The 25,709-nt window shown below is 46.0% G+C and carries 22 protein-coding genes; 14 read left to right on the top strand and 8 right to left on the bottom strand.

The annotated features are described in order from the left end of the window. Positions 1-9: 9 nt before the first annotated feature. Positions 10-798: an acetylglutamate kinase gene (argB, locus tag ED652_RS13325; RefSeq protein ID WP_122055129.1), complete on the bottom strand. Its 789-nt coding sequence runs from the start codon at positions 796-798 to the stop codon at positions 10-12. Between the two features lie 12 nt (positions 799-810). After that, positions 811-1,815 carry an N-acetyl-gamma-glutamyl-phosphate reductase gene (argC, locus tag ED652_RS13320; protein ID WP_122055128.1) on the bottom strand — a complete coding sequence of 335 codons (1,005 nt, stop codon included), beginning with the start codon at positions 1,813-1,815 and terminating at the stop codon, positions 811-813. 153 nt (positions 1,816-1,968) lie between these two features. On the opposite strand from argC, the gene argE reads away from it, so the two are divergent. From argE to ED652_RS13305, 3 genes are all read left to right on the top strand, one after another. Continuing rightward, entirely contained in the window at positions 1,969-3,105 is a 1,137-nt protein-coding gene (argE, locus tag ED652_RS13315; protein ID WP_009848891.1) for an acetylornithine deacetylase, read from the top strand. 252 nt (positions 3,106-3,357) lie between these two features. Further along, the gene (ppc, locus tag ED652_RS13310; protein ID WP_017108577.1) at positions 3,358-5,994 is read left to right on the top strand and encodes a phosphoenolpyruvate carboxylase; all 2,637 of its coding nucleotides are present in this window, start codon (positions 3,358-3,360) and stop codon (positions 5,992-5,994) included. 373 nt (positions 5,995-6,367) lie between these two features. Beyond that, positions 6,368-6,907, top strand: a complete 540-nt coding sequence (locus ED652_RS13305; protein ID WP_122055126.1) for a PadR family transcriptional regulator — start codon at positions 6,368-6,370, stop codon at positions 6,905-6,907. A 154-nt stretch (positions 6,908-7,061) separates the two neighbouring features. Here the strand turns inward: ED652_RS13305 and metF are convergent, their stop codons facing one another. The 3 genes from metF to ED652_RS13290 all read right to left on the bottom strand — a co-directional run bounded on the left by metF (position 7,062) and on the right by ED652_RS13290 (position 11,857). Then, positions 7,062-7,961: a methylenetetrahydrofolate reductase gene (gene metF / locus ED652_RS13300; protein WP_029223209.1), complete on the bottom strand. Its 900-nt coding sequence runs from the start codon at positions 7,959-7,961 to the stop codon at positions 7,062-7,064. 300 nt (positions 7,962-8,261) lie between these two features. Continuing rightward, the gene (locus ED652_RS13295; protein ID WP_122055125.1) at positions 8,262-10,673 is read right to left on the bottom strand and encodes a bifunctional aspartate kinase/homoserine dehydrogenase II; all 2,412 of its coding nucleotides are present in this window, start codon (positions 10,671-10,673) and stop codon (positions 8,262-8,264) included. Positions 10,674-10,675: 2 nt separating this feature from the next. Continuing rightward, positions 10,676-11,857: an O-succinylhomoserine (thiol)-lyase gene (locus tag ED652_RS13290; RefSeq protein ID WP_065104136.1), complete on the bottom strand. Its 1,182-nt coding sequence runs from the start codon at positions 11,855-11,857 to the stop codon at positions 10,676-10,678. A 208-nt stretch (positions 11,858-12,065) separates the two neighbouring features. On the opposite strand from ED652_RS13290, the gene metJ reads away from it, so the two are divergent. Next, the gene (gene metJ, locus ED652_RS13280) at positions 12,066-12,386 is read left to right on the top strand and encodes a met regulon transcriptional regulator MetJ (RefSeq protein WP_004729686.1); all 321 of its coding nucleotides are present in this window, start codon (positions 12,066-12,068) and stop codon (positions 12,384-12,386) included. Between the two features lie 219 nt (positions 12,387-12,605). Here metJ and ED652_RS13275 read toward each other — a convergent pair whose 3' ends face one another. Both ED652_RS13275 and rpmE read right to left on the bottom strand, forming a co-directional pair. Then, positions 12,606-13,895 carry a malic enzyme-like NAD(P)-binding protein gene (locus ED652_RS13275; RefSeq protein WP_017104634.1) on the bottom strand — a complete coding sequence of 430 codons (1,290 nt, stop codon included), beginning with the start codon at positions 13,893-13,895 and terminating at the stop codon, positions 12,606-12,608. Between the two features lie 335 nt (positions 13,896-14,230). Beyond that, positions 14,231-14,449 carry a 50S ribosomal protein L31 gene (gene rpmE, locus ED652_RS13270; RefSeq protein ID WP_017055855.1) on the bottom strand — a complete coding sequence of 73 codons (219 nt, stop codon included), beginning with the start codon at positions 14,447-14,449 and terminating at the stop codon, positions 14,231-14,233. Positions 14,450-14,780: 331 nt separating this feature from the next. Between rpmE and priA the strand changes: the two genes are divergently transcribed. The 7 genes from priA to rraA all read left to right on the top strand — a co-directional run bounded on the left by priA (position 14,781) and on the right by rraA (position 22,728). Continuing rightward, the gene (gene priA, locus ED652_RS13265; RefSeq protein WP_017104633.1) at positions 14,781-16,982 is read left to right on the top strand and encodes a primosomal protein N'; all 2,202 of its coding nucleotides are present in this window, start codon (positions 14,781-14,783) and stop codon (positions 16,980-16,982) included. Positions 16,983-17,222: 240 nt separating this feature from the next. Then, complete coding sequence (gene cytR, locus ED652_RS13260; RefSeq protein ID WP_017104632.1) at positions 17,223-18,227, top strand: DNA-binding transcriptional regulator CytR; 1,005 nt, start codon at positions 17,223-17,225, stop codon at positions 18,225-18,227. A gap of 122 nt (positions 18,228-18,349) precedes the next feature. After that, positions 18,350-18,889, top strand: a complete 540-nt coding sequence (locus ED652_RS13255) for an SPOR domain-containing protein (RefSeq protein WP_065104139.1) — start codon at positions 18,350-18,352, stop codon at positions 18,887-18,889. 230 nt (positions 18,890-19,119) lie between these two features. Next, entirely contained in the window at positions 19,120-19,668 is a 549-nt protein-coding gene (gene hslV, locus ED652_RS13250) for an ATP-dependent protease subunit HslV (RefSeq protein WP_017104630.1), read from the top strand. A gap of 57 nt (positions 19,669-19,725) precedes the next feature. Continuing rightward, entirely contained in the window at positions 19,726-21,066 is a 1,341-nt protein-coding gene (gene hslU, locus ED652_RS13245; RefSeq protein WP_017104629.1) for an HslU--HslV peptidase ATPase subunit, read from the top strand. Between the two features lie 155 nt (positions 21,067-21,221). Continuing rightward, entirely contained in the window at positions 21,222-22,139 is a 918-nt protein-coding gene (locus tag ED652_RS13240; protein WP_122055122.1) for a 1,4-dihydroxy-2-naphthoate polyprenyltransferase, read from the top strand. Between the two features lie 73 nt (positions 22,140-22,212). Continuing rightward, a complete protein-coding gene (gene rraA, locus ED652_RS13235) occupies positions 22,213-22,728 on the top strand; it encodes a ribonuclease E activity regulator RraA (protein ID WP_104210831.1) in 516 nt (171 codons plus the stop codon). A gap of 148 nt (positions 22,729-22,876) precedes the next feature. Here the strand turns inward: rraA and zapB are convergent, their stop codons facing one another. Next, a complete protein-coding gene (gene zapB / locus ED652_RS13230; RefSeq protein ID WP_076675476.1) occupies positions 22,877-23,119 on the bottom strand; it encodes a cell division protein ZapB in 243 nt (80 codons plus the stop codon). A 324-nt stretch (positions 23,120-23,443) separates the two neighbouring features. Here zapB and glpX point away from each other — a divergent pair, with 324 nt between their 5' ends. The 3 genes from glpX (at position 23,444) to ED652_RS13215 (ending at position 25,678) form a co-directional block, all read left to right on the top strand. Then, positions 23,444-24,451 carry a class II fructose-bisphosphatase gene (gene glpX / locus ED652_RS13225; protein WP_004729697.1) on the top strand — a complete coding sequence of 336 codons (1,008 nt, stop codon included), beginning with the start codon at positions 23,444-23,446 and terminating at the stop codon, positions 24,449-24,451. Between the two features lie 162 nt (positions 24,452-24,613). Beyond that, entirely contained in the window at positions 24,614-25,234 is a 621-nt protein-coding gene (locus ED652_RS13220; protein WP_017104625.1) for a metalloregulator ArsR/SmtB family transcription factor, read from the top strand. A 102-nt stretch (positions 25,235-25,336) separates the two neighbouring features. After that, complete coding sequence (locus tag ED652_RS13215) at positions 25,337-25,678, top strand: DUF3135 domain-containing protein (RefSeq protein WP_122055120.1); 342 nt, start codon at positions 25,337-25,339, stop codon at positions 25,676-25,678. Positions 25,679-25,709: the final 31 nt, after the last annotated feature.

Below are 25,709 nucleotides of genomic sequence, written 5' to 3'. Positions count from 1 at the left end.
TTGTGAGGCCTACTGAGGTAAAAACTGTGTTCCTATGCTCTTACCTGAAAAAAGTTGTGTCAGCTTGTCTGGGTATCGCCAAGTAGCGACTTCGATTGGTCGTCCAAGGTCGTTAGCGGCTTCTAGTGCGGCTTTAACCTTAACGATCATGCCGTCAGTAATGACTTTACCGGTGATGAGGTCATCGGATTGTTGTTGATTAAGGCTTGGAATCAGGTGCCCTTTACCATCCAACACTCCACTTACATCAGAAAGCAGTACCAGTTCAGCATCAAGCGCACCTGCAACGGCAACCGCGGCTTGATCAGCATTAACGTTCATCAGTTGTCCTTGATCAGTGAGACCAATAGAACTAATGATTGGCAATGCACCAGCATTAAGGATCGCTTGCAGAACGGTTGAGTCGCCCGGCTCAGCTTTACCTACTGCACCCAATTCAGGATTCAGCTCGCTGACTTTACATAAACCACCGTCTGCTAGGCTCAAACCAACGGCGTTGATACCGTCTTTAATCGCCTGACCTTGAAGTAATTTATTCGCTGTACCTGCTAGCGCGCCAGCAATCACAGGGATCTGATCATAAGGAGTAACACGTAGCCCCTCTTTCTTAACCGTTTCGAGGTTCAACTTATTCATCAAATTATCAACAAGGTAGCCACCACCGTGAACAATCACGATTGGTCGTTGTGCCTGTTGTTGGTAAGCAGAGATAGCACCAAATAACTTGCTAAGTGTTTCACCACAAGATAGCGCAGCGCCACCTAACTTTATGATTAATGGTTGATTATTAAGGCTCATATCTAGATTTCCTTACACTAACGCAGTTAATGGCGCAAAACCATAACGTAAATTTAAACACTGCATCGCTTGGCTAGATGCACCCTTTAATAAGTTATCAATCGCTGAAACAACGATGATGTGTTGACCTTGAACCTTCCAACCTAAATCGCAGAAAGGTGTCTGTTCTACATCTTGAATTCTTGGCAATGTCTCTTCGAGTAATCTCACGGCTGGCTTACCTTGATAAGCTTGCTCGAAGGCGTCTTGTATCTGTTGTTCTGTCACACAGTCAGCCAGTTTCATGGTAATGGTCGCTAAAATGCCACGCTTAAAGTTGCCGAGGTGCGGGGTGAAAATCACATCACACCCTAGATGTGCAGCCATTTCAGGTTGATGACGGTGGTTAAATACACCATAAGCTTGCAGGCTTACTTCGCAGAAGCTGTTGACCATAGTCGCCTTACGACCGGCTCCAGTAACGCCACTAGTCGCGTTAATCACTGGCCATTGGTTCTCATCCAGTAACTTTGCTTCAACTAAAGGCTTAATCGCCAGTTGTGATGCGGTTGGGTAACAACCCGCTACTGCAACAAGCTGAGCTTCTTTTATTTCTTGTTCGTTCCATTCAGCTAAACCGTAAGCCGCTTTGTCTAGCCATTGTTCGTGTTGATGTTCAAAACCGTAAAACTCTTGATAGAAGTTTTCGCCTTTAACTCTGAATGCACCCGATAGGTCGAACACTTGGCAATCGTTCTCAAGGAAGATTGGCGCTAGGTCGTGACTTACCTCGTGTGCAGTGGCTAGGAAAATCACATCCGACTGCTTAGCTACTTCTTCTGGATTCGTTAATGGCTGCACTGGCATATCAATCAAGCCAGCTAACTTACCGTGCAGTGCCGCAATAGGTTTACCTGCGTCTACACTATTGGCTGAGACATATAAACCTGATAGCGTGAGCTCAGGGTGTCTGTTTATCATTAGAGCCAGTTCTGCTCCTGTGTAGCCGCTTGCGCCAATGATCGTGGTTTTCAACATCTCAACACATCCATTCTTGAGGTAAGTTACATTTCAAATTTGACTATTCATACTTAATTTTTAGCTTTATTTGATTTCTTATGCATTAAATATGATTTAATATGTGTTTTACCGACTTATGGTTTTCCTGTCAATAGTAGAAGTGAAGTTATTATGCAATTACCGAGTTTTCTAGAGGTCTATAAAGGCCTGATTTCCACCGACTCCATTAGCTCGACCGATCCAAGCTGGGATCATGGCAACGAGAAAGTGATCGAAAAAATGGCTCAATGGTTTAAAGACGTAGGCTTTAGTGTTGAGGTGGTAGAGGTCGAACCCGGCAAGCATAATATGGTCGCAAAGATGGGTTCTGGCGAAGGGGGCTTACTGCTTGCAGGACATAGCGACACCGTGCCATTCGATGAAGGACGTTGGAACTTCGACCCTCACGCACTGACAGAACACAACAACCGCTTTTACGGATTGGGCACCGCCGATATGAAAGGCTTTTTTGCCTTCGTTTATGAAGCCGCGAAGAAGATGGATTGGAGCAAACAAACCAAGCCGCTTTATGTATTAGCAACGTGTGACGAAGAAACCACGATGCTGGGTGCACGTCATTTCACTGAAAATGCACCATTTAAACCGGACTACTGCATTATTGGTGAACCAACCAGCCTTGTGCCGATTCGTGGTCATAAAGGCCATGTCGCCAATGCCGTGCGAGTAACCGGTAAATCAGGTCACTCTTCAGATCCCGCTTTAGGCGTTAATGCCATCGAGATCATGCATGAAGTGTTATTTGCTTTAATGCAGCTGCGTGACAAGTTAGTCAAAGAGTATCATCACCCAGGTTTTGCAATTCCAAGCCCTACCCTAAACCTTGGTCATATCCACGGTGGCGACAGTGCAAACCGTATCTGTGGTTGTTGTGAACTGCACTATGATGTTCGTCCTTTACCGGGCATCAGCTTAGATGGTTTAGATAACATGCTGCGTAGCGCACTAAAAGAAGTAGAAGCAAAATGGCCGGGCAGAATTGAGATTACTCCCCTGCATGAGCCAATCCCGGGTTATGAGTGCCAGCACGACCATCCATTTATTGGTGGCATGGAATCGGTGTGTGAAACTGAATCTCAAACCGTGAACTACTGTACTGAAGCACCTTTCCTTCAAGAGTTATGCCCAACCTTGGTGTTAGGTCCAGGCTCAATTGACCAAGCTCACCAACCGGATGAGTTCTTAAGCTTCGATTTTATTGACCCAACAATTGATGTTCTGAGTAAATCTATCCGTAAATATTGTTTCTAGTTATTACTTTTCAATCCGAACATTCACATAAAAGCCACCTTAAAAAGTGGCTTTTATTCTGCCATCCCTGATATAGCCGCAATCTTGTAATTAAATTTCACTTTTTCCCTAAGTTTTGAAAAATTTACTTCTCCCGCATTTTTAAACCTAATAATTGCAAACTTAGAATGCTTTATTTGACTAGATACAGCACTTTTCGCTAGATTGTGTACTTAACAAGGAACAATGGATGTAATTTTTTTACGAGGCAGGATGACAATGAACGAGAAATACGCCGCTCTCAAGAGTAACGTAAGCATGCTGGGACGCTTGCTAGGTAACACAATCCAAGATGCACATGGTGACGTTATCTTAGAGAAAGTGGAAACTATCCGTAAACTTTCCAAATCCGCCCGCGCAGGCAACAAAGCTGACCGTGACAGCCTAGTTGAAGAAATCAAAAACCTGCCGAACGAACAACTCACCCCTGTTGCTCGTGCATTTAACCAATTTCTCAACCTCACCAACATGGCAGAGCAATACCACACCATCTCTCGCCACTGTGAGGAGCATGTTTGTGAACCAGACGTGCTGCAATCTCTATTTTCCAAATTAAACCAAAACGACATCAGCAAGCTAGACGCCGCTCAAGCTGTTCGCGACCTGAACATCGAACTCGTTTTGACTGCTCACCCAACAGAAATCACTCGTCGCACCATGATCAACAAGTTGGTTAAGATCAACGAGTGTCTGTCTAAATTAGAATTAAGCGACCTATCACACAAAGAACGTGTGAAAACCGAACGTCGCCTAGAGCAGCTTATCGCTCAAGGTTGGCACTCTGATGTGATTCGTCAGCAACGCCCAACACCACTTGATGAAGCTAAGTGGGGCTTTGCGGTTGTAGAAAACTCTCTTTGGGAAGCCGTGCCTGATTTCCTACGTGATATGGATGGCCGACTAAAAGGTTACCTTGGTGAAGGCTTACCAATCGATGCACGCCCAGTACACTTCTCATCTTGGATGGGTGGCGACCGCGATGGTAACCCATTCGTAACGCACACCATCACCAAAGAAGTACTGCGCCTATCTCGCTGGAAAGCCGCTGATCTGTACTTAGGTGACGTGAACGAGCTGATTACCGAACTGTCGATGACCAAGTGTAATGATGCCGTTCGTGAATTGGCTGGCGATGAGCACGAAGCTTACCGTGCCATCCTAAAGAGCCTACGTACTCTGCTCAACAACACGCTAGAAGTGCTTGATGCAAAACTGCACGATGCTGAAGTACCGAAGAAAGAAACACTACAGAACATCGACCAACTTTGGACACCGCTTTATGCGTGTTACCAATCGCTGCACGAATGTGGCATGGGCGTCATCGCGGACGGTTCTCTACTTGATACCCTACGCCGCCTAAAAGCATTCGGTGTTCACTTGGTTCGTCTCGATGTTCGCCAAGAAAGTACACGTCACTCAGATGTGCTATCTGAACTGACTCGCTACCTAGGCATTGGCGATTACGACCAGTGGAGCGAGCAAGACAAGGTTGCTTTCTTAACTAATGAATTAAGTTCAAAACGCCCTCTGCTACCACGCGACTGGGAGCCATCTGAACAGGTCAAAGAGGTTTTGGACACCTGTAAGGTCGTTGCTGCTCAACCTCGTGAAGCCTTCGGTGCTTACGTAATTTCTATGGCTCGTACTGCTTCGGATGTACTGGCTGTTCACTTGCTTCTGCAAGAATGTGGTTGCCCATACCGCATGGACGTATGTCCACTGTTCGAAACGCTAGACGACTTGAACAACTCAGAAGCGGTAATGAAACAGCTAATGAGCATCGACTTGTACCGTGGCTTTATCCAGAACCACCAAATGGTGATGATTGGATATTCTGACTCAGCAAAAGATGCTGGCGTAATGTCTGCAGGCTGGGCTCAGTATGACGCGATGGACAAGCTGGTTAAGGTTTGTGAAGAAGAAGGCATTGAGCTGACTCTATTCCACGGCCGTGGCGGTACAGTTGGTCGTGGTGGTGCGCCAGCGCATGCCGCACTTCTTTCTCAGCCACCTAAGAGCTTGAAAGGCGGCTTACGTGTAACAGAGCAAGGCGAAATGATCCGCTTTAAACTTGGCTTGCCAGATGTTGCCGTAAACAGTTTCAACCTATACGCAAGTGCAATTCTAGAAGCGAACCTTCTGCCGCCACCTGAGCCAAAGCAAGAGTGGCGCGACCTAATGGAAGTGCTTTCTCAAGTTTCTTGTGAGGCTTACCGCAACGTGGTTCGTGGCGAAGAGAAATTTGTACCTTACTTCCGTCAAGCGACACCAGAGCTAGAGCTCGGCAAACTGCCACTCGGTTCTCGCCCAGCAAAACGTAACCCGAACGGTGGCGTAGAAAGCTTACGTGCGATTCCATGGATCTTCTCTTGGAGCCAAAACCGCTTGGTACTTCCAGCTTGGTTAGGTGCAGGTGAAGCAATCCAATACTCAGTCGATCAAGGCCATCAAGCGCTACTTGAAGAGATGTGCCGTGAATGGCCATTCTTCTCTACTCGTCTAGGTATGTTGGAAATGGTGTACTCGAAGTGCAACATGGAGATTGCGAAGTACTACGACCAACGCCTTGTTGATAAAGAACTGCTGCCGTTAGGTGAGTTACTGCGTGAGCAGCTGCAAAAAGACATCAAAGCGGTACTAAATGTAGAGAACAACGAGAACCTGATGCAGAGTGACCCTTGGGGACTTGAGTCAATTCGTCTACGTAACATCTATGTTGAGCCACTAAACATGCTTCAAGCGGAACTGCTTTACCGTACTCGTAAGTGTGAAACACCACCAGCAGAGCTAGAAGAAGCACTAATGGTGACGATTGCAGGTATTGCAGCAGGTATGCGAAATACTGGTTAATTAGTGATTCCTACTATAACCTGATCAGAATTTACATCTTCAAAAAGAACAAAAGGTCGCCATATGCGGCCTTTTTATTTTAAAAAATAACCACTAGTGAGTATTTTGTCATTTTTTTGGGTTATTTTGTCCATGTATTCTACTTTATGCTTATTATTTAGATATACTACTGCTCCGCTGCGGAAACACTCCAAAAAAATAATCTGCAGCAACTTGACCTATAAACTGGTCAACCTAGGTGATAAACGGCTTTGTAAGGTGACATAACCAACCGCCGAGTTGGTGCTACTTAGACATAACCAATATAACGTGCCATTAGAAGCACACTTGTTGTCTAAGTATTTGTTTACTGTTTACCATTTGGATTTCAGACATGTCATTACCACACGTAATTCTAACCGTTTTAAGTACACGCGATGCTACTGGTTACGATATCACAAAAGAATTCTCTTCAAGCATTGGTTACTTCTGGAAAGCTAGCCACCAACAAGTTTACCGCGAGCTAAATAAAATGGCTCAGAACGACCAAGTAACTTGCGTGCTTGAACCTCAAGAAGGCAAACCTGATCGTAAAGTTTACTCTATCACTGACGCTGGTCGTGGCGCTCTAGGTGAATGGTTTGAACAACCGACTGCACACCCAACGGTTCGTGATGAGTTCTCAGCTAAGCTAATGGCTTGTGCTGTTCAAGCATCTGACCCGTACCGTGTACAACTTGCAGAACTAGTAGAAGAGTCTCGCAAGCTGGTTTCTCACTACAAAGAGATTGAAGCAGCTTACTACGCAACACCATCAACGCTAGACAAGCAAGCGCGCCTTGAGCGTCTAACACTTCGTCGCAACCTACTGATCCGTGAAGCATGGATTGTATGGGCTGAAGAAGTGCTGCTTGAACTTGGTGCTATCGCATAAGCTAGAAGCTAGAAGCTAGAAGCTAGAAGCTAGAAGCTAGAAGCTAGAAGCTAGAAAAGCAAAAGGCTTGAACTCTTAGAGTCCAAGCCTTTTTTGTATCTGTAGGATTTGAAATGTTAGTGCCAGAGGCTTTCTACAAGTGCTTAGGTTTTGATTACAACGCAGCAATTTGTGGACGAACGCCTAGCGTATGGCAAAGCGCGTAAGTCATTTCGGCACGGTTTAGCGTGTAGAAGTGGAAGTCCTTCACACCTTCACGGCTCAGCGTACGAACCATATCAATCGCTTGGCTAGCACCAACAAGCTGACGAGTCGTTGGATCATCATCCAAACCTTCGAATTGCTTCGCCATCCAGCCCGGCACTTTTACGTTGTTCATTGCTGCAAAGCGAGACGCTTGCTTGAAGTTAGATACTGGCAAGATGCCCGGTACAATCTCAACATCAACACCCGCCGCCACACAACGGTCACGGAAACGTAGGTAGCTTTCTACATCGAAGAAGAATTGCGTAATAGCACGGTTCGCGCCCGCATCCACTTTACGTTTTAGGTTGATAAGATCAGATTGAGCGCTCTTCGCTTCAGGGTGAACCTCAGGGAATGCTGCTACCGAGATATCAAAATCATGACGTGATTTAAGCAGTTCAACTAGGTCAGAGGCATACATCTCTGGTGCACCGCCGCCAGCGGGAATATCACCACGCAGAGCAACAATACTTTCGATTCCATTTGCCCAATAATCGTCGGCAATTTGAATCAACTCTTCACGGCTAGCATCGATACACGTTAAGTGAGGTGCTGCCACTAGGCCAGTTTGGTTTTTGATTTCTTTAATGATTGAGTGGGTACGATCACGCTCACCCGAGTTGGCACCATAGGTTACCGATACAAATTTTGGTTGAAGTGTTTTAAGACGGTGAACAGAGTTCCACAGTGTTTCTTCCATCTTCTCACTGCTTGGTGGAAAGAATTCAAATGACACATTGATGTTGTCAGAAAGCTCAGCGATATTCTGATTCAAAGCGTCGATATGGCCTGCGTGTGTGTATCCCATCTTACTCTCCCTGTGGCAAAAGCAACCACTAAAAAATCTTAAATCCTTCAAACGACGTTTAGACGTCTATATGTCTGTAGAATGTATTGAATACGATTTAATGTCAACAGATCCATTATGAATTTTTCTCAAGTAGATCGTGAGTAAAACTCAAGTCGTTAGATGGGTCGCAAAGCAGAAATAAGGTAGAAAAAAGGCTGACAAACACATCGTGCTTTCAGCCTTATTTATCTTAGTGAATAGTATGCCATTTACGTACTAAAACAATTGATCTAAGTATTAAACCAACCGTTCTGAGCATCAGAACAAACTAGACATTCTGTTTAGGTCAGATTGAATTGCGCCAGCTGTTACTTCACGACCAGCACCCGGGCCACGAATAACTAATGGATTATCTTTATACCATTTGCTCTCAATCGCAAAGATGTTGTCGCAAGGCAGTAAGTTCGCCAGAGCGTGTTCTTTAGATAGCGCTTCAACGCCTACGGTAGCTTTACCATTCTTCTCTAAACGCGCTACGTAACGCAGAACCTTCTGCTGAGAATGTGCTTTTTCTAAACGCTCAGCCAACTCTTCACTTAGAACAGAAGCTTTATCGAAGAAGTCATCAACTGATAGATCTTGCAACTCTGCAGGTACCAGTGACTCTACTTTCACGTTTTCAGGCTCAATATCTAAACCCGATTCACGCGCCAGAATCACCAGCTTACGCATCACGTCTGAACCATCGAGGTCAGCGCGAGGATCAGGTTCCGTCAGGCCTTGCTGCCACGCTAAGTCAACCAACTCACTGAATGGCACTGTGCCATCAAACTGTTGGAACAACCAAGATAGCGTACCCGAGAAGATCCCCGACAATGCAATGATGTCATCCCCGCTTTCACGCAGGTCACGCACCGTGTGGTTAATCGGTAAGCCAGCACCTACTGTCGCGTTGTACAACCAGTGACGGCTGATCTTAGCGAAAGCATCTTGTACTTGATGGTAATACTCGCTTGATGCAGAACCTGCCACCTTGTTCGCCGAGATCAGGTGAATACCTTGTTGTGCGACTTGCAGGTATTTTGCTGCAAGCACAGGGCTTGCCGTAACATCTAACACAACCGCTTCATCGTAGCCCTGAATAGAACCTAAACGCTCTAGCCAGTCGTTACCATTATTAGCAATCGCTTCATCATCAAAACGCTTACCAACAGAAGTCGCATCAATGCCTTGATCATCGAACCAATAGGTTTGACTATCAACCACCGCAACCAATTCAAAGTTCATTCCACGGCGCTTTTCAAGTTCAGCTTTTTGCTCAGCAAACAAGCTTAACCAACTTGAGCCAATGTTGCCCTTGCCACACAAAGCAATCGCAACACGCTTCTGCGCTTGGAACAGTTGAGAGTGAATGCCTTTCACAAGGCTTGATGTTTCACTCTTACGAATCACAGCGACTAAGCTCAAGCCTGAGTTCGCTTCTGAAATGAATTCAACCGGCGAGCTCTTGAGCTGTTGGTAGAAACCGTAGCAATGGTTCGGGTTCTTAGTCACACCCGCGCCCACCGCCGCGATAAGAGAGAAACCTTCTTTGAGCTTAATCTCAGCTTCAATCGCGTGGTCTTGCAGATATTCCAGAGCGCCACCAGCAATCTCTTCTGTGTAAGCAAGACGTAAGCAGTGCTGATCCGGTTCAAGCTCATAAGCAAGTGGCTCTAATTGAGCTCGCTTAAGCCCTTCCAGTACTTCACTTTCTAGACGGTCGAAATCATGACCGTGACCAAAGGTCAGCTGCACGATAAGAACTTCATCTAAAGAAGTAATAATTTTTGCACCTCGACCCGATGCCAGTACACGCTCTATCTGTGTAGAGCCCGCTTCTGGCTGATAGCTGCAGCGTAAGCTTAAATCCATAGCACTTTGAGCGACAGGCTGTAACGTTCGGCTATGAAGCACTGGAGCCGCTAAACGAGCTAACTCACTCGCTTCATCAAGGCGAAGCAGAGGCAGTAAACACGCATCCGAAACCAAGCGAGGGTCAGCGCTATATACGCCTGCCACATCACTCCAAATCGTCACACGTTCAACTTCCGCCAAAGCACCAATCACAGTTGCTGAGTAATCCGAGCCGTTACGACCGAGTAGAACCGTTTCACCTTCAGTGTTTTGAGCCATAAAGCCGGTAATCACCACACGACAATGCGCATGCTGCGCTAGAGCTTCTTTAATCAGAGGATACGAGCGAGCACGGTCAACTTCAGGTTGAGCTCCCGCTTCTGCACGTAAAAAAGCACGAGCGTCTTGAGCAACCGCTTGTAAGTCATGCTGGCACAACAAAGTCGCCAACAAACGTGAAGACCAAATCTCGCCATGACCAAGCACTTGCGCTTTTTGTGCTTCGCTCAAGGGAGCAGTGAGCTCACCCAAAGCGGTAAATTCTTGTTGGATGGTTGCCGTTAGTTGAGAAGCGGCTTCGCCTTCAAGCAGTGCTTCAATCAGTTCAAGCTGGAACTGACGAAGGGTTTGTAGGCATTCATGAGCAATGCGGCCATCTTTGTCGAGGGCTTCAACAAACTCAATCAAACGGTTGGTTGTTTTACCCGCTGCTGATACAACGACTAAATCCGTTGCTAATGAGTATTCTCTAAGAATATTGACCACGCGCTGGTAACACTCAGGATTCGCTAAGCTGCTGCCACCAAATTTATGTAGCTGGCGAAAGGTTGCCATTATTAACCCTCCCCTTCAGCGATAAAGCGTTGCGTTCTTTCGAAAGCTTGCTTGAGATCGTCGATTAGGTCTTCTGCATCTTCAAGACCAACAGAAAGGCGCAGTAGTTGTTGAGAAACACCCGCTTCTGCTAGAGCTTCTTCGCCCATCGCACGGTGAGTCATCGACGCAGGGTGACAAATCAAGCTTTCAACACCACCCAGTGATTCAGCCAAAGAAAATAGCTCTAACTTATCGACAAAATATTTAAGTGCCTCAAAAGAGCCCGCAAACTCAAAGCTCAGCATGGAACCAAAGCCCAACTGCTGTTTCTTCGCGATCTCGTGACCCGGATGTTCAGGAAGGCTTGGGTGGTAAATCGTACCCACCAGATCTTGTTGTTGCAGAGCCGTCAGAATTTCACGTGAGCTTTCTTCGTGAACACGCATACGCGCACCTAGCGTACGAATACCACGTAGCGTCATGTAGCTATCAAATGGTGTGCCGGTTGCACCAATACAATTGCCCCACCATGCTAACTCTTCAGCGTGCTCTTCAGTTTTCGTCACCACAACGCCACCAATAACATCTGAGTGTCCATTGATGTACTTGGTGGTTGAGTGGATAACAAAATCAGCACCCAGCTCTAAAGGCTTTTGGAACACAGGCGTCAAAAACGTGTTGTCGACAGCAACCAGAGCACCCACTTCTTTCGCTTTGCGGCAAGTTTCCGCAATATCAACCACACGAACCAATGGATTCGATGGTGTTTCAATTAAGATCAACTTTGGCTTAAGCGCGATCGCGGCATCCAGCGCGGCTTGATCCGATTGATCAACAAACAGAACTTTGAAGTCACCTTTAAGTGAGCGTGTATTAAACAGACGGTAAGTGCCGCCGTAGCAGTCGTGCGGTGCGATAATAAGATCATCGCCACCTAAGAAAGCAGAAACCCATAAGTTAAGTGCCGAAGTACCACAGTTAGTGACAACCGCGCCTTTACCAGACTCAAGCTCAAACAGTGCCGTTTCTAATAAACCACGGTTTGGGTTACCAGAGCGGGTATAATCATACTTTGGCACTTCACCAAAAGCGGGAAACCCATAGTTAGTCGAAAGATAAATAGGTGGGACAACGGCATGGTGTTGCGTGTCTGACTCGATGCCAGTACGTACTGCGATGGTTGCTGGCTTCCGGCTGCTCATAGGTGCTTCCTTACAAGTTTTGCGTCTGAGAATCACAGCTGCTTGTCGGCATTTTGCGGCTGTGTTAGATATATGTTATTCACTTTACTTTCATAAACGTGAGACGTCAACACCTCTAGACGTCTATATGTCTTTGCTTATGGCAGTAAATCCCGCTAAAATCACCACTATTAATTTATTCTAACAACTAAAGTGATGAAGGTACGCAATGGCCGACTGGAATGGTGAATACATAAGCCCATATGCTGAGCATGGAAAGAAAAGCGAACAAGTAAAGAAAATTACAGTTTCTATCCCTCTAAAAGTGTTAAAGGTTCTTACTGACGAGCGCACTCGCCGCCAGATTAACAACCTACGCCATGCAACAAACAGTGAGCTACTGTGCGAAGCCTTTCTACATGCGTACACAGGCCAACCACTACCAACGGATGAAGACCTTCGTAAAGACCGTCCAGACGATATCCCTACTGAAGTGAAAAAACTGATGACAGAGATGGGTATCGAGTTCGAAGCGTTTGACGAAGAATAAAAACAACTCAGTCACTGCCTTCAATATTGATTCGCGATAACTGAACCCTATTTGTCACATCAACCACTATGCCTTCTATGACTGCGCAGTGAATGATAGACATAAAAAAACCGACTCCTAATGGGTCGGTTTTTTATTATTCTTTTTCGCTCAATAGAGCGACCGCTATTAACAAGCTATTAAGCTATTAAGCTATTAAGCTATTAGGCTATTAGGCTATTAGGCCATATAGTTAGCAGGCATCTCAATACGAGCAACGCCAGACTCAACCGCTGCTTCCGCAACAGCTTTTGCAACGCGAGGAAGTAGACGTGGGTCCATTGGCTTAGGAATGATGTAACCTGTACCAAACTCCAATGCAGTCTCACCCGCAGCGGCTAGAACTTCAGCTGGAACTTCTTCTTTTGCTAACTCACGAATCGCCTTAACTGCAGCTAGCTTCATCTCATCATTGATTTCGCTTGCACGCACATCGAGTGCACCACGGAAAATGAATGGGAAACAAAGTACGTTGTTTACTTGGTTAGGGTAATCACTACGGCCTGTACCCATAATAAGGTCAGAACGAACCTCGTGTGCAAGCTCAGGCTTGATCTCTGGATCTGGGTTTGAACATGCAAACACAACAGGCTTATCAGCCATCAGCGTTAGTGCTTCAGCTGGTAATAGGTTAGGGCCTGATACGCCCAAGAACAGATCAGCGCCTTCGATAACATCTTCAAGTGTGCGCTTATCAGTGTTGTTTGCGAACAACGCTTTGTATTCGTTTAGGTCATCACGACGAGTGTGGATCACACCTTTACGGTCAAGCATGTAGATCTTCTCGCGCTGAGCGCCACACTTAATCAGTAGCTCCATACATGCTACAGCCGCTGCGCCAGCACCTAAACAAACGATCTTACACTCTTCAAGTTTCTTGCCCTGAAGTTCGATCGCGTTCAGCATACCCGCTGCCGTTACAATCGCAGTACCGTGTTGGTCATCGTGGAATACAGGTACATCACAACGCTCGATCAGGCGACGTTCAATCTCAAAACAATCTGGTGCTTTGATGTCTTCTAGGTTAATACCACCGAATGTATCTGCGATATTCGCAACCGTATCAACGAACTCATCGATTGTGCGGTGTTTTACTTCAATATCGATAGAATCTAAACCAGCAAAACGCTTAAACAGTAGCGCTTTACCTTCCATTACAGGTTTAGAAGCAATAGGACCAAGGTTACCTAGGCCAAGAATCGCAGTACCGTTAGAGATAACAGCAACCATGTTGCCCTTACCTGTGTATTTATAGACGTTATCAACGTTCTGTGCGATCTCGCGAACAGGCTCAGCCACGCCTGGGCTGTAGGCAAGTGCTAGATCTTCTGCAGAGTTTGCAGGCTTCGTCAGTGCTACGGCAATTTTGCCTGGAATTGGGAACTCATGATAATCAAGAGCTTGCTGACGGAATCGTTCTTGAGGCGATAATTCTTGAGAGGATTGGTCTTGGCGACTGTCTTCAGACATAGGTGTAGGTTCCTAGGATATTATTATTTGGGGGATCTTGTTCATGTTAATAGATGTACTTCAAAGTTCCTAGGTGGTTAAAGCCTCTGTCTCATTAAAAAACGAGATTTCACTACTAATAAGACCAGTGAGCAGTTGAAATTACTATCGCTTGTTGAACTTTCGAGCGGATTTCTAGGGAGGAGTGATTCAGGGGGAAAGTGTTGGAGCTAAACTCAAATCGACAGCCTATCGTCGAGATAAGCGAAGAGTGTTATTAAAGTCAGGGGTTTCTCAAATTTCAGGCAACAAAAAAGGACACCGAAGTGTCCTTTTTCATGTCTAAATAGCGAGAATTACTTCTTGCTAGAAAGAGCACCGAAACGCTTGTTAAAGCGATCTACACGGCCGCCTGTATCTACGATACGTTGCTTACCAGTGTAGAATGGGTGACATTTGTCACATACGTCTAGGTGAATACCATCTTTACCTAGAGTAGAGTTGAATTCGAATGTGTTGCCGCAAGAACAAGTTGCTGTTACTGCTTTGTATTCTGGGTGGATTCCAGCTTTCATGGGATAACCTCAATTAGGCCGTGTCGCCATCCGATTCTAAGCCGGACACCACACGTTGTTAAAAAATAAAATAAAGACACCGCAGCATCACTAAAAAGCGATAAAGCCATACCTTTAAGGCGCAGTATAGTAATGAATCTGTGAGGTAGGATCAACTGATTTGATACATTTTTCACCAACACAGTCCTTAAACCCTCTATTAAGCGTTATTTTCTGGCTCCAGTAGCATTCAAGCCTCAAGTAAGCTCTGTCATCTAAACTGCTCCTCGAATTTAACGCCCTTATCCATTAGACTGTTCGCTCTCGTCAACTCAGATAAAGCCGTCCCTTTATGCGTCCAATGATTGCCCGTGTGGCACTGCCTGTTCCACTCGACAAGCAGTTCGATTACAAGATTCCTAGCCACCTATTTCCGATTATTGGCGGTCGAGTCTCTGTGCCTTTTGGACGACAAACCTTAACTGGTATCGTGACGGCTCTGGTTAACGAATCAGAATTCGAGCTCGACAAGCTCAAGCCTATTAAAGCGTTATTAGACAACCAACCCGTTTGGCCTGAATCGGTCTATTCACTCTTGGTATGGTGCAGTCAGTTTTATCAGTACCCTCTTGGCGAAACCTTGGCTAACGCTCTGCCAAGCGCTTTACGAAAAGGCAAAGCTGCCGATTTCGCAACGCTTGTTGAATGGCAACTGACCCCATCAGGTAGAGATCAACTGATGCAAGGCTTTGGTCGCGCAGTCAAACAAGCCAAAGTAATGCACATGCTTGAACACGGCGCAGTTCCTCATCAAGAGTTCATTGATGAAGAGGTGGGCAGCGCAGTACTTAAGACGTTGGAAGAAAAAGGCTGGATTGAGTCGGTAGAAAAAAAACCGAAGCGCAAGCCATGGCCAGTGGAACTCGAAAACGACCAAGACAAGCCAAAACTCAATGCAGAACAAGCGATCGCGATTGCGACAGTAAACAGTCAAACTGATTTTGGTTGCTTCTTGCTAGAGGGGGTCACAGGCTCAGGTAAGACCGAGGTCTACCTGAATATGATCAAGCCGATTCTCGACCAAGGCAAGCAAGCGTTAGTCTTGGTACCTGAGATTGGCCTCACTCCACAAACGATTAACCGCTTTAAGCGACGCTTTAATGTGCCTGTTGAAGTGATTCACTCTGGATTAAACGATTCTGAGCGACTCAATGCATGGCTATCAGCCCGCGATAAAATAGCTGGCATCGTGATTGGTACGCGCTCGGCTCTGTTCACGCCGTTTGCTGATTTGGGCATTATCATTGTCGATGAAGAACACGACGCCTCTTATAAGCAGCAAGATAGCCTACGCTACCACGCTCGTGACGTCGCGATCATGCGTGCTCATAAGGCGCAAATCCCAGTGGTTCTAGGTTCCGCTACACCGGCTTTTGAAACGCTGCACAACGCCCAGATAGGTAAATACAGCTACCTCACCCTCACCTCACGCGCTGGTGTCGCACTGCCGACCACCAATAAAGTGTTGGACGTGAAAGGGGAATATCTGGAAAGTGGCTTATCTGCATCGTTAATTGCAGAAATGCAAAGACACTTAAAAGCGGGCAACCAAGTGATGTTGTTCCTCAATCGCCGTGGATTCTCCCCCGCATTGATGTGTCACGACTGTGGTTGGACAGCTGAATGTAAACGCTGCGATGCCTACTACACCTATCACCAATACAGCAATGAAATGCGCTGCCACCATTGCGGCTCGCAGCAGCATATCGTGCACAATTGCCAAGGCTGTGGTTCGGCTAACCTAGTGACTGTAGGTGTCGGCACCGAGCAACTTGAAACACAACTTGGTCAACTATTCCCTGAATACAAAACCATTCGTATTGACCGTGATAGCACCCGCCGTAAGGGCAGCCTAGAAAGCGCGCTAGAATCGATTCGTAAGGGGGAATACCAAATTCTGATCGGTACACAGATGCTTGCTAAAGGTCACCACTTCCCTGACGTGACACTTGTGGCGTTATTAGACGTTGATGCCTCTTTATATAGTAGTGACTTCCGCGCCTCTGAAAGACTGGCTCAGTTGTTCACCCAAGTTGCAGGTCGAGCAGGACGTGCCAGTAAGCCAGGTGAGGTTATCTTACAAACTCACCATCCAGAACATGGCTTGTTACAAGCACTTCTGCACAAAGACTATAACCACTTTGCTCAGACTGCTCTGGCTGAACGCAAACAAACGATGTTGCCACCTTATACGTTCATGACACTCTTCAGAGCAGAAGCGAACGACACACGCTTGGTGGAAGAGTTCTTACGTCAGGTTCGTCATACACTGGAGTCACATCCACTGTTCGACCAATATTGCATGGTGTTGGGGCCAACTCCTGCGCCATTAGCCAAGCGAGCAGGGAAATCTCGCTGGCAGCTGATATTGCAAACACAGACTCGTTCATTAATGCAGAAGCTATTAATGAGTGCAAAGCCGGCAATTAATATGTTACCCGCTGCGAAAAAAGTCCGTTGGTCACTCGATATTGAGCCGCAAGATTTGAGCTAAACCCACTCGGGTTAAAACTAATGATAAGTTTGTTCACAAATATTTCATATTTCTCGTGAGCAACTTCACACTAGTCATGTGATTTTTGTTAATCTAGCCGTAACTTTACACGGATGAAACGAATAAAATATTGCAATAAAAAAAGTGTTAGCAACACTTTTACAATATCTATCCGATTGTATTAATTATTCACGCCTTAGATACTTAGGCAGTAAAGGAACTTAAAAGAGGGTTTAATTTATGGCGACAATGAAGGATGTTGCCCAGCTAGCAGGCGTCTCAACCGCAACGGTATCACGTGCATTGATGAACCCTGAGAAAGTCTCAGTTTCGACTCGAAAACGAGTAGAGACAGCAGTACTTGAAGCTGGATACTCACCCAATACATTAGCTCGAAACTTACGTCGCAACGAATCAAAAACCATCATCACTATTGTTCCTGATATCTGTGACCCTTATTTCGCCGAGATCATCCGTGGTATCGAAGATGCTGCAGTAGAAAATGATTACCTAGTTCTACTTGGCGACAGTGGTCAGCAGAAGAAGCGCGAATCATCATTTGTAAACTTAGTCTTCACCAAACAAGCTGATGGCATGCTGCTGTTAGGCACCGATCATCCATTTGATGTCAGCAAGCCTGAACAAAAGAATCTACCGCCTATGGTTATGGCGTGTGAATTTGCACCCGAGCTTGAATTGCCAACGGTACATATCGACAACCTGACCTCTGCATTTGAAGCCGTGAACTACCTAGCTCAATTAGGTCATAAGCGCATTGCTCAAATCTCTGGGCCAACGACTGCAACCCTGTGTAAGTTCCGCCAACAAGGTTACCAACAAGCACTGCGCCGCGCTGGAGTATCAATGAACCCAGCTTACAGCACAGTGGGCGACTTCACCTTTGAAGCTGGCGCGCAAGCAGTTCGTCAATTATTGGCTCTTCCAGAGCAGCCAACTGCAATTTTCTGTCACAACGATGCGATGGCCATTGGTGCGATTCAAGAAGCGAAGAAGCTAGGTTTACGTGTTCCTCAAGACCTATCGATTGTTGGCTTCGATGACATCCAATTCGCTCAATACTGCGATCCACCGCTAACGACGATTTCTCAACCTCGTTACGAAATTGGACGCCAAGCGATGCTGATGATGCTTGATCTACTGAAAGGTAATGATGTTCAAGCAGGTTCACGTCTACTTGAAGCCAAACTCGTGGTTCGTGGCAGTACGGCACCACCTCGAATTTAGGCAAGATAAATACCCACACAAACCTGCGGCACATTTTGATGTGCCGCTTCCATTTCTGCACTATTATCCTCGCGCAATCTGGATTACCATGAGAGCAGAACTATCAACTATTGAATTGTCTTGTGGCTAATAGAGATTATGTAAAGCGCGGTCGTGGCACGAAAAAACCGACCAAGAAACAAGCCCCTCGCCGTAAACCTTGGCGCAGTGGTCTTTTGGCGATCCTCCTTGCCGGTGGTTTTGGTTACGGACTTTACTTATTGAGTAACGATCCTGAGCCGCCAACACCAGTGCCAGAGGTGAGCAAGCCGAAACCTAAGCCAAAACCAGCGAAAGTAATTCCACCACCTCCAGAAGAGAAGTGGGACTACGTTGAAACACTGCCAAGTCGCGAAATTGAAGTTAAGGCCAAAGAGCAAGAGATCTCGAAGATCCCTTACATCATGCAGTGTGGCGCTTACAAAACCGCTTCTCAGGCAGATGCGCGTAAATTGGATATTGCTTTCCAAGGTATCTCGAGTGAAATCCGTAAGAAAGACGGCAGTAGCTGGTATCGTGTGGTTCTAGGGCCATACAAGTTTAAGCGTGACGCCGAGCGCGATCGCCACAAGCTACAGCGAGCAAAAATCGAACCTTGTGCTATTTGGAAAGACACCGAGTAGTTTTAGATTCAGCGGCAGTCACAGTCTTAATCTTAGCAAAAGCCGAAAACCAAACACCGAAAGCCTCCCATTGTGGAGGTTTTCTTTTATCCCTTCGCCCTTTAACCAAATTTCCTTACAACTTCCGCCGATAAGTTGCGCGACATCACTCGACCTTCCTTGAATTATCCGAGCACCATCCTCATATACTTTTTATACCCAAAGATAAGAAATATTAAGAGGCCCTACTCGTGACTACCATTGTATCTGTACGTCGTAATAATAAAGTCGTCATCGCGGGTGATGGACAAGTATCTCTAGGCAACACCGTAATGAAGGGCAATGCCCGTAAAGTACGTCGCCTATACAACAACAAAGTACTGGCTGGTTTTGCTGGCGGTACCGCTGATGCTTTCACGCTATTCGAAAAATTTGAAAGCAAGCTGCAAATGCACCAAGGCCACCTAACCAAAGCTGCCGTTGAGCTGGCGAAGGATTGGCGTAGCGACCGTGCTCTACGTAAATTAGAAGCACTGCTAGCAGTAGCGGATGAAACTGCTTCACTGATCATCACTGGTAACGGTGACGTAGTTCAACCAGAGAACGACCTGATTGCGATCGGTTCGGGCGGTAACTTCGCTCAAGCAGCGGCTACTGCACTATTAGAAAATACAGATTTAGATGCGCGTGAAATTGCAGAAAAGTCGCTGAACATTGCTGGCGATATCTGCGTATTCACCAACCATCAGCACACTATTGAAGAACTAGAGAGCACCGTTGAGCTGCCAAAGCCAGAGTAGCGACTGCTTCCATCAATAACGTTGTATTCAACAGTGATTAAAGAATTAAGGAAAACCATGTCTGAGATGACTCCTCGCGAAATCGTTCACGAACTCAATCGCCACATTATCGGCCAAGACAACGCTAAGCGTTCCGTTGCTATCGCACTGCGTAACCGCTGGCGTCGTATGCAGCTTGAAGAAAGCCTGCGTGTCGAAGTATCACCAAAAAACATCCTGATGATCGGCCCTACCGGTGTCGGTAAAACTGAAATTGCTCGCCGCCTAGCGAAACTGGCTAATGCGCCGTTCATCAAAGTAGAAGCGACTAAGTTCACTGAAGTGGGCTACGTAGGTAAAGAAGTTGAAACCATCATCCGTGACCTAACGGACGTTGCGATCAAGATGACGCACCAGCAAGCGATGGAAAAAGTACAATACCGCGCTGAAGAACAAGCTGAAGAACGCATTCTTGATGCCCTTCTACCACCAGCACGCGATGCTTGGGGTCAGAACGAGCAATCAACGGAAGAAACCACCTCTTCAAACACTCGTCAGATTTTCCGCAAGAAACTGCGCGAAGGTAAGCTAGACGACAAAGAGATCGAAGTTGATGTAGCGGCGCCACAAATGGGTGTTGAAATCATGTCACCTCCAGGCATGGAAGAGATGACTAACCAGCTACAAGGCATGTTCCAAAACCTCGCTGGCGACACCAAGAAAAAGCGTAAGATGAAAATCAAAGACGCATTCAAAGCACTGACTGAAGAAGAAGCTGCGAAGCTTGTGAACCAAGAAGAGCTAAAAGAGAGCGCGATCTTCAACGCTGAAAACAACGGCATCGTATTCATCGATGAGATCGACAAAATCTGTAAGCGTGGCGACAGCTCAGGCCCAGATGTATCTCGTGAAGGTGTTCAACGTGACCTACTTCCTCTTATCGAAGGCAGCACAGTATCAACTAAGCACGGTATGGTAAAAACTGACCACATCTTGTTTATCACATCAGGTGCATTCCAAGTGGCTAAGCCATCAGACCTGATCCCTGAACTGCAAGGTCGTCTGCCAATCCGCGTTGAACTTGAAGCGCTTTCTGCACATGACTTCAAACGTATTCTTACTGAGCCAAAGGCATCACTGACAGAACAGTACATTGCCCTGATGAAAACAGAAGATGTCGGCATTGAGTTCACTGAAGATGGTATCAACCAAATTGCTGACGCAGCATGGCGTGTGAACGAAACTACTGAAAACATCGGTGCGCGTCGTCTACATACAGTCATGGAGCGCCTAATGGATGAGATTTCATTCGACGCAACAGACCGAGCAGGCAGCAAATTGGTGATTGATGAAGCTTATGTAATATCTAAGCTTGGCGAGCTCGTAGAAGACGAAGACCTAAGCCGCTTCATCCTGTAGCACACCAAACTCCAACTTATTGCTCTATCTCAAAGAAATAGCAGCTAATAAGCGAATTCAAGGCCCACTTTCGAGTGGGCTTTTTATTACCCGAAAAATGGGCGTATACTCAAATCACAGTATGAAACGAAGACTTACAAAGAATTAGACCTACGATGAAACAATCTCTACTGATTTGGCTTGATGCCGCACGCCCAAAAACTCTGCCTCTCGCACTTGTCTCTATTCTTACAGGAAGTAGTTTAGCGTTCGCTGGCGGTCATTTTTCTTTATCAATCGCACTATTGGCTTTTTTAACCGCCACTCTATTACAGATTCTGTCGAACTTAGCCAATGACTATGGCGACGCGGTAAAAGGCACAGACAACGAAAACCGTCTAGGGCCAACACGTGCAATGCAATCTGGCGCGGTGACCGCGAAAACCATGAAGCAAGCGATCATCCTCAATATCGTGTTTACGGTTATCGCAGGGTTGATTCTTATTTTTCATGCACTGAGTTCACTCGAAAGCATCTTATCTTTCATTGCTTTAGGTGTTTTAGCGATTGTCGCAGCGATTGCCTATACCGTCGGTAATAAGCCTTATGGTTATATTGGCCTTGGTGACCTATCGGTGTTTATCTTCTTTGGCTTGTTAGGGGTTTCAGGTACTTACTTCTTACATACAGGTCATGTTGAGCCAAGCCTGTTCCTTCCAGCGCTAGGCTGTGGACTAATGGCGGTTGCCGTTCTCAACATCAACAACATGCGTGATATTGAAAACGACAGCGAATGTGGCAAGCGCACCATGGCCGTTCGCCTAGGGCAACGTAAAGCTAAACAATACCATTTCGCACTGCTTGGTTTGGCGCTTGCGTCTTTCGCCATCTACCTACTGATTCAAGAAAAACCGGGCTGGATTAGCCTACCGTTTTTACTCAGCATTATTATTGTGTACAAGCATGGCAAGGCCGTTTGGGAAACCGAAAAACCGGCTCAGATTGCCCCAATGATGCCCGTTATTGTGAAATGTTCACTGGTGACTAATCTACTGTTTGCAGGGGTTGTCGTAGCTCAAACTCTATTGAGTTAATTAAGACTAATCATTGCAAAGGGATCAAGCACCGATATACTCAAAGTAAGCTCATTGTTCAAAAGGTATGCTAATGGAATACAACACTTCAGCACTGTGCGACATATATTTGGATCAAGTTGATGTCGTGGAGCCAATGTTCAGTAATTTCGGTGGACGAGCGTCATTCGCCGGACAGATCTCGACGATAAAATGTTTTGAAGACAACGCATTAATTCGGTCTGTATTAGAACAAGATGGTCTGGGGCGGGTGTTGTTGATCGATGGTGGCGGCTCACTGAGAAAAGCGCTGATCGATGCTGAAATAGCCCTACTTGCCGAAGACAATGAGTGGGAAGGTATTGTGGTTTACGGCTGCGTACGCGAAGTCGATGAGCTAGAAGACATGAACCTTGGTATCCAAGCTTTGGCCTCTATTCCTGTGGGTGCGAGCCAAGAAGGTGTGGGTGAATTAGACGTGCCGGTCAACTTTGGCAGCGTCACTTTCTTACCGGAAGATTACCTCTACGCAGACAACACGGGCATCATTCTTTCTGCTGAGCCTTTGGATGTTGAGCTTGATTTGGATGTTGAAGAAGAACAAGAGTAACGATTCCAACAAATCATGCCCAAGCTAACATTCGCAAACCAACGCTTTGTAAATTAGTACGTTGCAAATTAGCACTGTGCAAATCAGAACAACAAACAAAAACGCCCGCTACTCAGTAGCGGGCGTTTTTTTAAATCTGAAGAGTCAATTACTCTACGTCATCCATTTTACCAAGAAGGTTACGGATGCGATCTTGCCAAGCTGAATGCTCTTCCTGCATTTGCTGAGTTTTTTGCTCTAGCTCGTGACGGCTTGCTTTTAGCTCACCAGCTTCTGTTGCTAGCGCTTCTTTCTCTTCTTTAAGCTCTTCCACTTCCATTTGAAGAAGTGCAATTGTATCTACTGCTGTTTGAATTTTTGCTTCTAGCTGCTCTAGTACTTCAAAAGACATTCTGGCCTACCTTTAAGTTATCCATTTGATGGTGAAGGTCTACTCCACTTATTTCCCCATTCTACTCAGCAGAGCAAGGATAAACACTCTATATATTCGATATTTTGCGCCATTCGATGAAAAAAACAGCGCTTTTTACCGAATATTGACGTGAATTATTACTAGCGCGTCAACAGACTGATTATTTTGATGAATATTACCTGTTTTCACCTGCAAATTGATCGAGAGCAATCCCCCAAAAACAAAAAGGCAAACGTTTCCTTTGGGATATGGTAAAATTCGCCGCGAAATTTCTATTCCCCCTTTGAAAATTTTGGAGTCCGCATGAAACGCGATTTAGCAATGTCATTCTCTCGTGTCACTGAAGGTGCAGCACTAGCTGGTTACAAGTGGCTTGGCCGCGGCGATAAAAACGCTGCAGATGGCGCTGCTGTAGAAGTAATGCGTAGCCTACTGAACAAAACCGAAATTAGCGGTGAGATCGTTATTGGCGAAGGTGAAATCGATGATGCACCTATGCTATACATCGGCGAAAACGTCGGTATTGGCGGTGATGCTGTAGATATCGCCGTTGACCCAATTGAAGGGACACGCATGACAGCAATGGGTCAATCAAATGCATTGGCGGTATTGGCTGCAGGCGAGAAAGGCAGCTTCCTTAAAGCGCCTGACATGTACATGGAAAAATTGGTTGTTGGTCCTGGCGCAAAAGGCGTGATTGACCTAGAACTGCCACTGACAGAAAACCTAGAAAACATTGCGAAAGCACTAGGTAAAACACTCGATACACTAGTAGTAACCACTCTTGCTAAACCACGTCATGATCAAGTGATTGCTGACATGCAGGCGATGGGCGTTCGTGTATTCGCAGTGCCAGATGGTGATGTTGCTGCTTCTATCCTAACGTGTATGCCAGACAGCGAAGTCGACGTAATGTACTGCATCGGCGGCGCGCCTGAAGGTGTCGTGTCAGCTGCGGTTATTCGCGCACTCGACGGCGACATGCACGCACGTCTGCTTCCTCGTCATGAAGTAAAAGGCGATACAGAAGAGAACCGTAAACACGGTGAGCTTGAATTAGAGCGTTGTGCTGAGATGGGCGTAACGGCGGGTATCGTGTTGAAGATGGAAGACATGGCTCGTAGCGACAACGTTGTATTCTCTGCAACGGGTATTACTAAGGGTGACCTGCTAGAAGGCATTACTCGTACAGGCAATATCGCAACCACAGAAACACTGCTTATCCGTGGTCGCTGCCGTACCATTCGTCGCATCAAGTCTATTCACTACCTAGAGCGTAAAGACCCAGAAGTGATTGGTCACATCCTGTAAACCTAAACTAAGTTCAACAGAACACGTGAAGGCTGATACCAAGTATCAGCCTTTTGTTTTATTGGCCATCAAGAACCTGTGCATTTCACCTGCACCATAGTAAATGGTTTGCTTTATAAACACCTTGCCTCATAATAGTAAGGTTCATAAGGTAGAGATAGTATGAAAACAAGCGACAAAATCTTACAGACCATTAAGCGTCAAGGCGCGGTAACCGCGAAACAACTGTCAGAAGAATTTGGCATGACGACAATGGGTGCCAGACAGCACCTACAAAGTTTGGAAGATGACGGTATTCTTGCGTTTCATGACGTCAAAGTAAAAGTAGGTCGCCCAACTCGCCATTGGTCACTGACTCAACAAGGTCATGGTCAATTTTCAGATCGTCACGGTGAGCTCACGATTCAAGTGATAGATGCTGTCGAGAACCTGTTTGGTAAAGAGGGGCTAGCTAAAGTGGCCGCTGAACGTGAACAACACACGTTAAAGCAATATCAAACGGCCCTATCTGGCTGCGACAACCTGCTGAGTAAACTTGAAAAGCTAACCCAACTTCGAGAAGAAGAAGGGTATATGGCTGAACTTCAAGATCAAGGCGATCACTACATCTTGATCGAAAACCACTGCCCTATCTGTAAGGCTGCAACTCGTTGCCCTAGCCTCTGCCAGTCAGAACTCAATGTTTTCAAAGAATTACTCAAAGATGAATGTCATGTAAGCCGCACTGAGCACATCATAACTGGCGAACGTCGTTGTACTTATACCCTAACGCCAAGTTACTAATACTGTCTCAATATTGAGAAAATAAAAATAGAACAAAATTTGTACAGATTTCTTTCTTAAGCTTAAAGCATATGAAACATGCTTAATGCTAAGGAAGGAAAGATGGGACATCCACAGCCAAATCAAAAACTGCCCCCCTTTGATGAACTTGTCCAACTCGCGAAAAGCGATCCAAAAGCATTCAATCAATTTAAACATGAGATGTGCGAACAGATGATCTGTTCGGCCTCTGAAACCATGCAAGACAGGCTTCGAGCCCAACAGAGCCACATAGACTTAGTGGTTAGTCGTTGTAAAAACCCACATCATGCCAATGTCGTACTGATGCAAGAATTAAGCTGCCAAGTGTGTAAGTTCCAAGACGCGCTTCAAGGTCGTTGCAGTTTTGAAGAGCCTCTGCCTGAAAATGTCGTGCCTTTTATACCAATTCAAGTAAAAATATGATCTAATTGAGACCATCGAACTCTTGCAGAAA

Origin of the sequence: Vibrio sp. Evd11 (assembly GCF_900382755.1) — a bacterium.
Lineage (GTDB): Bacteria > Pseudomonadota > Gammaproteobacteria > Enterobacterales > Vibrionaceae > Vibrio > Vibrio lentus.
This window is presented reverse-complemented; position numbering and strand designations above follow the sequence as displayed.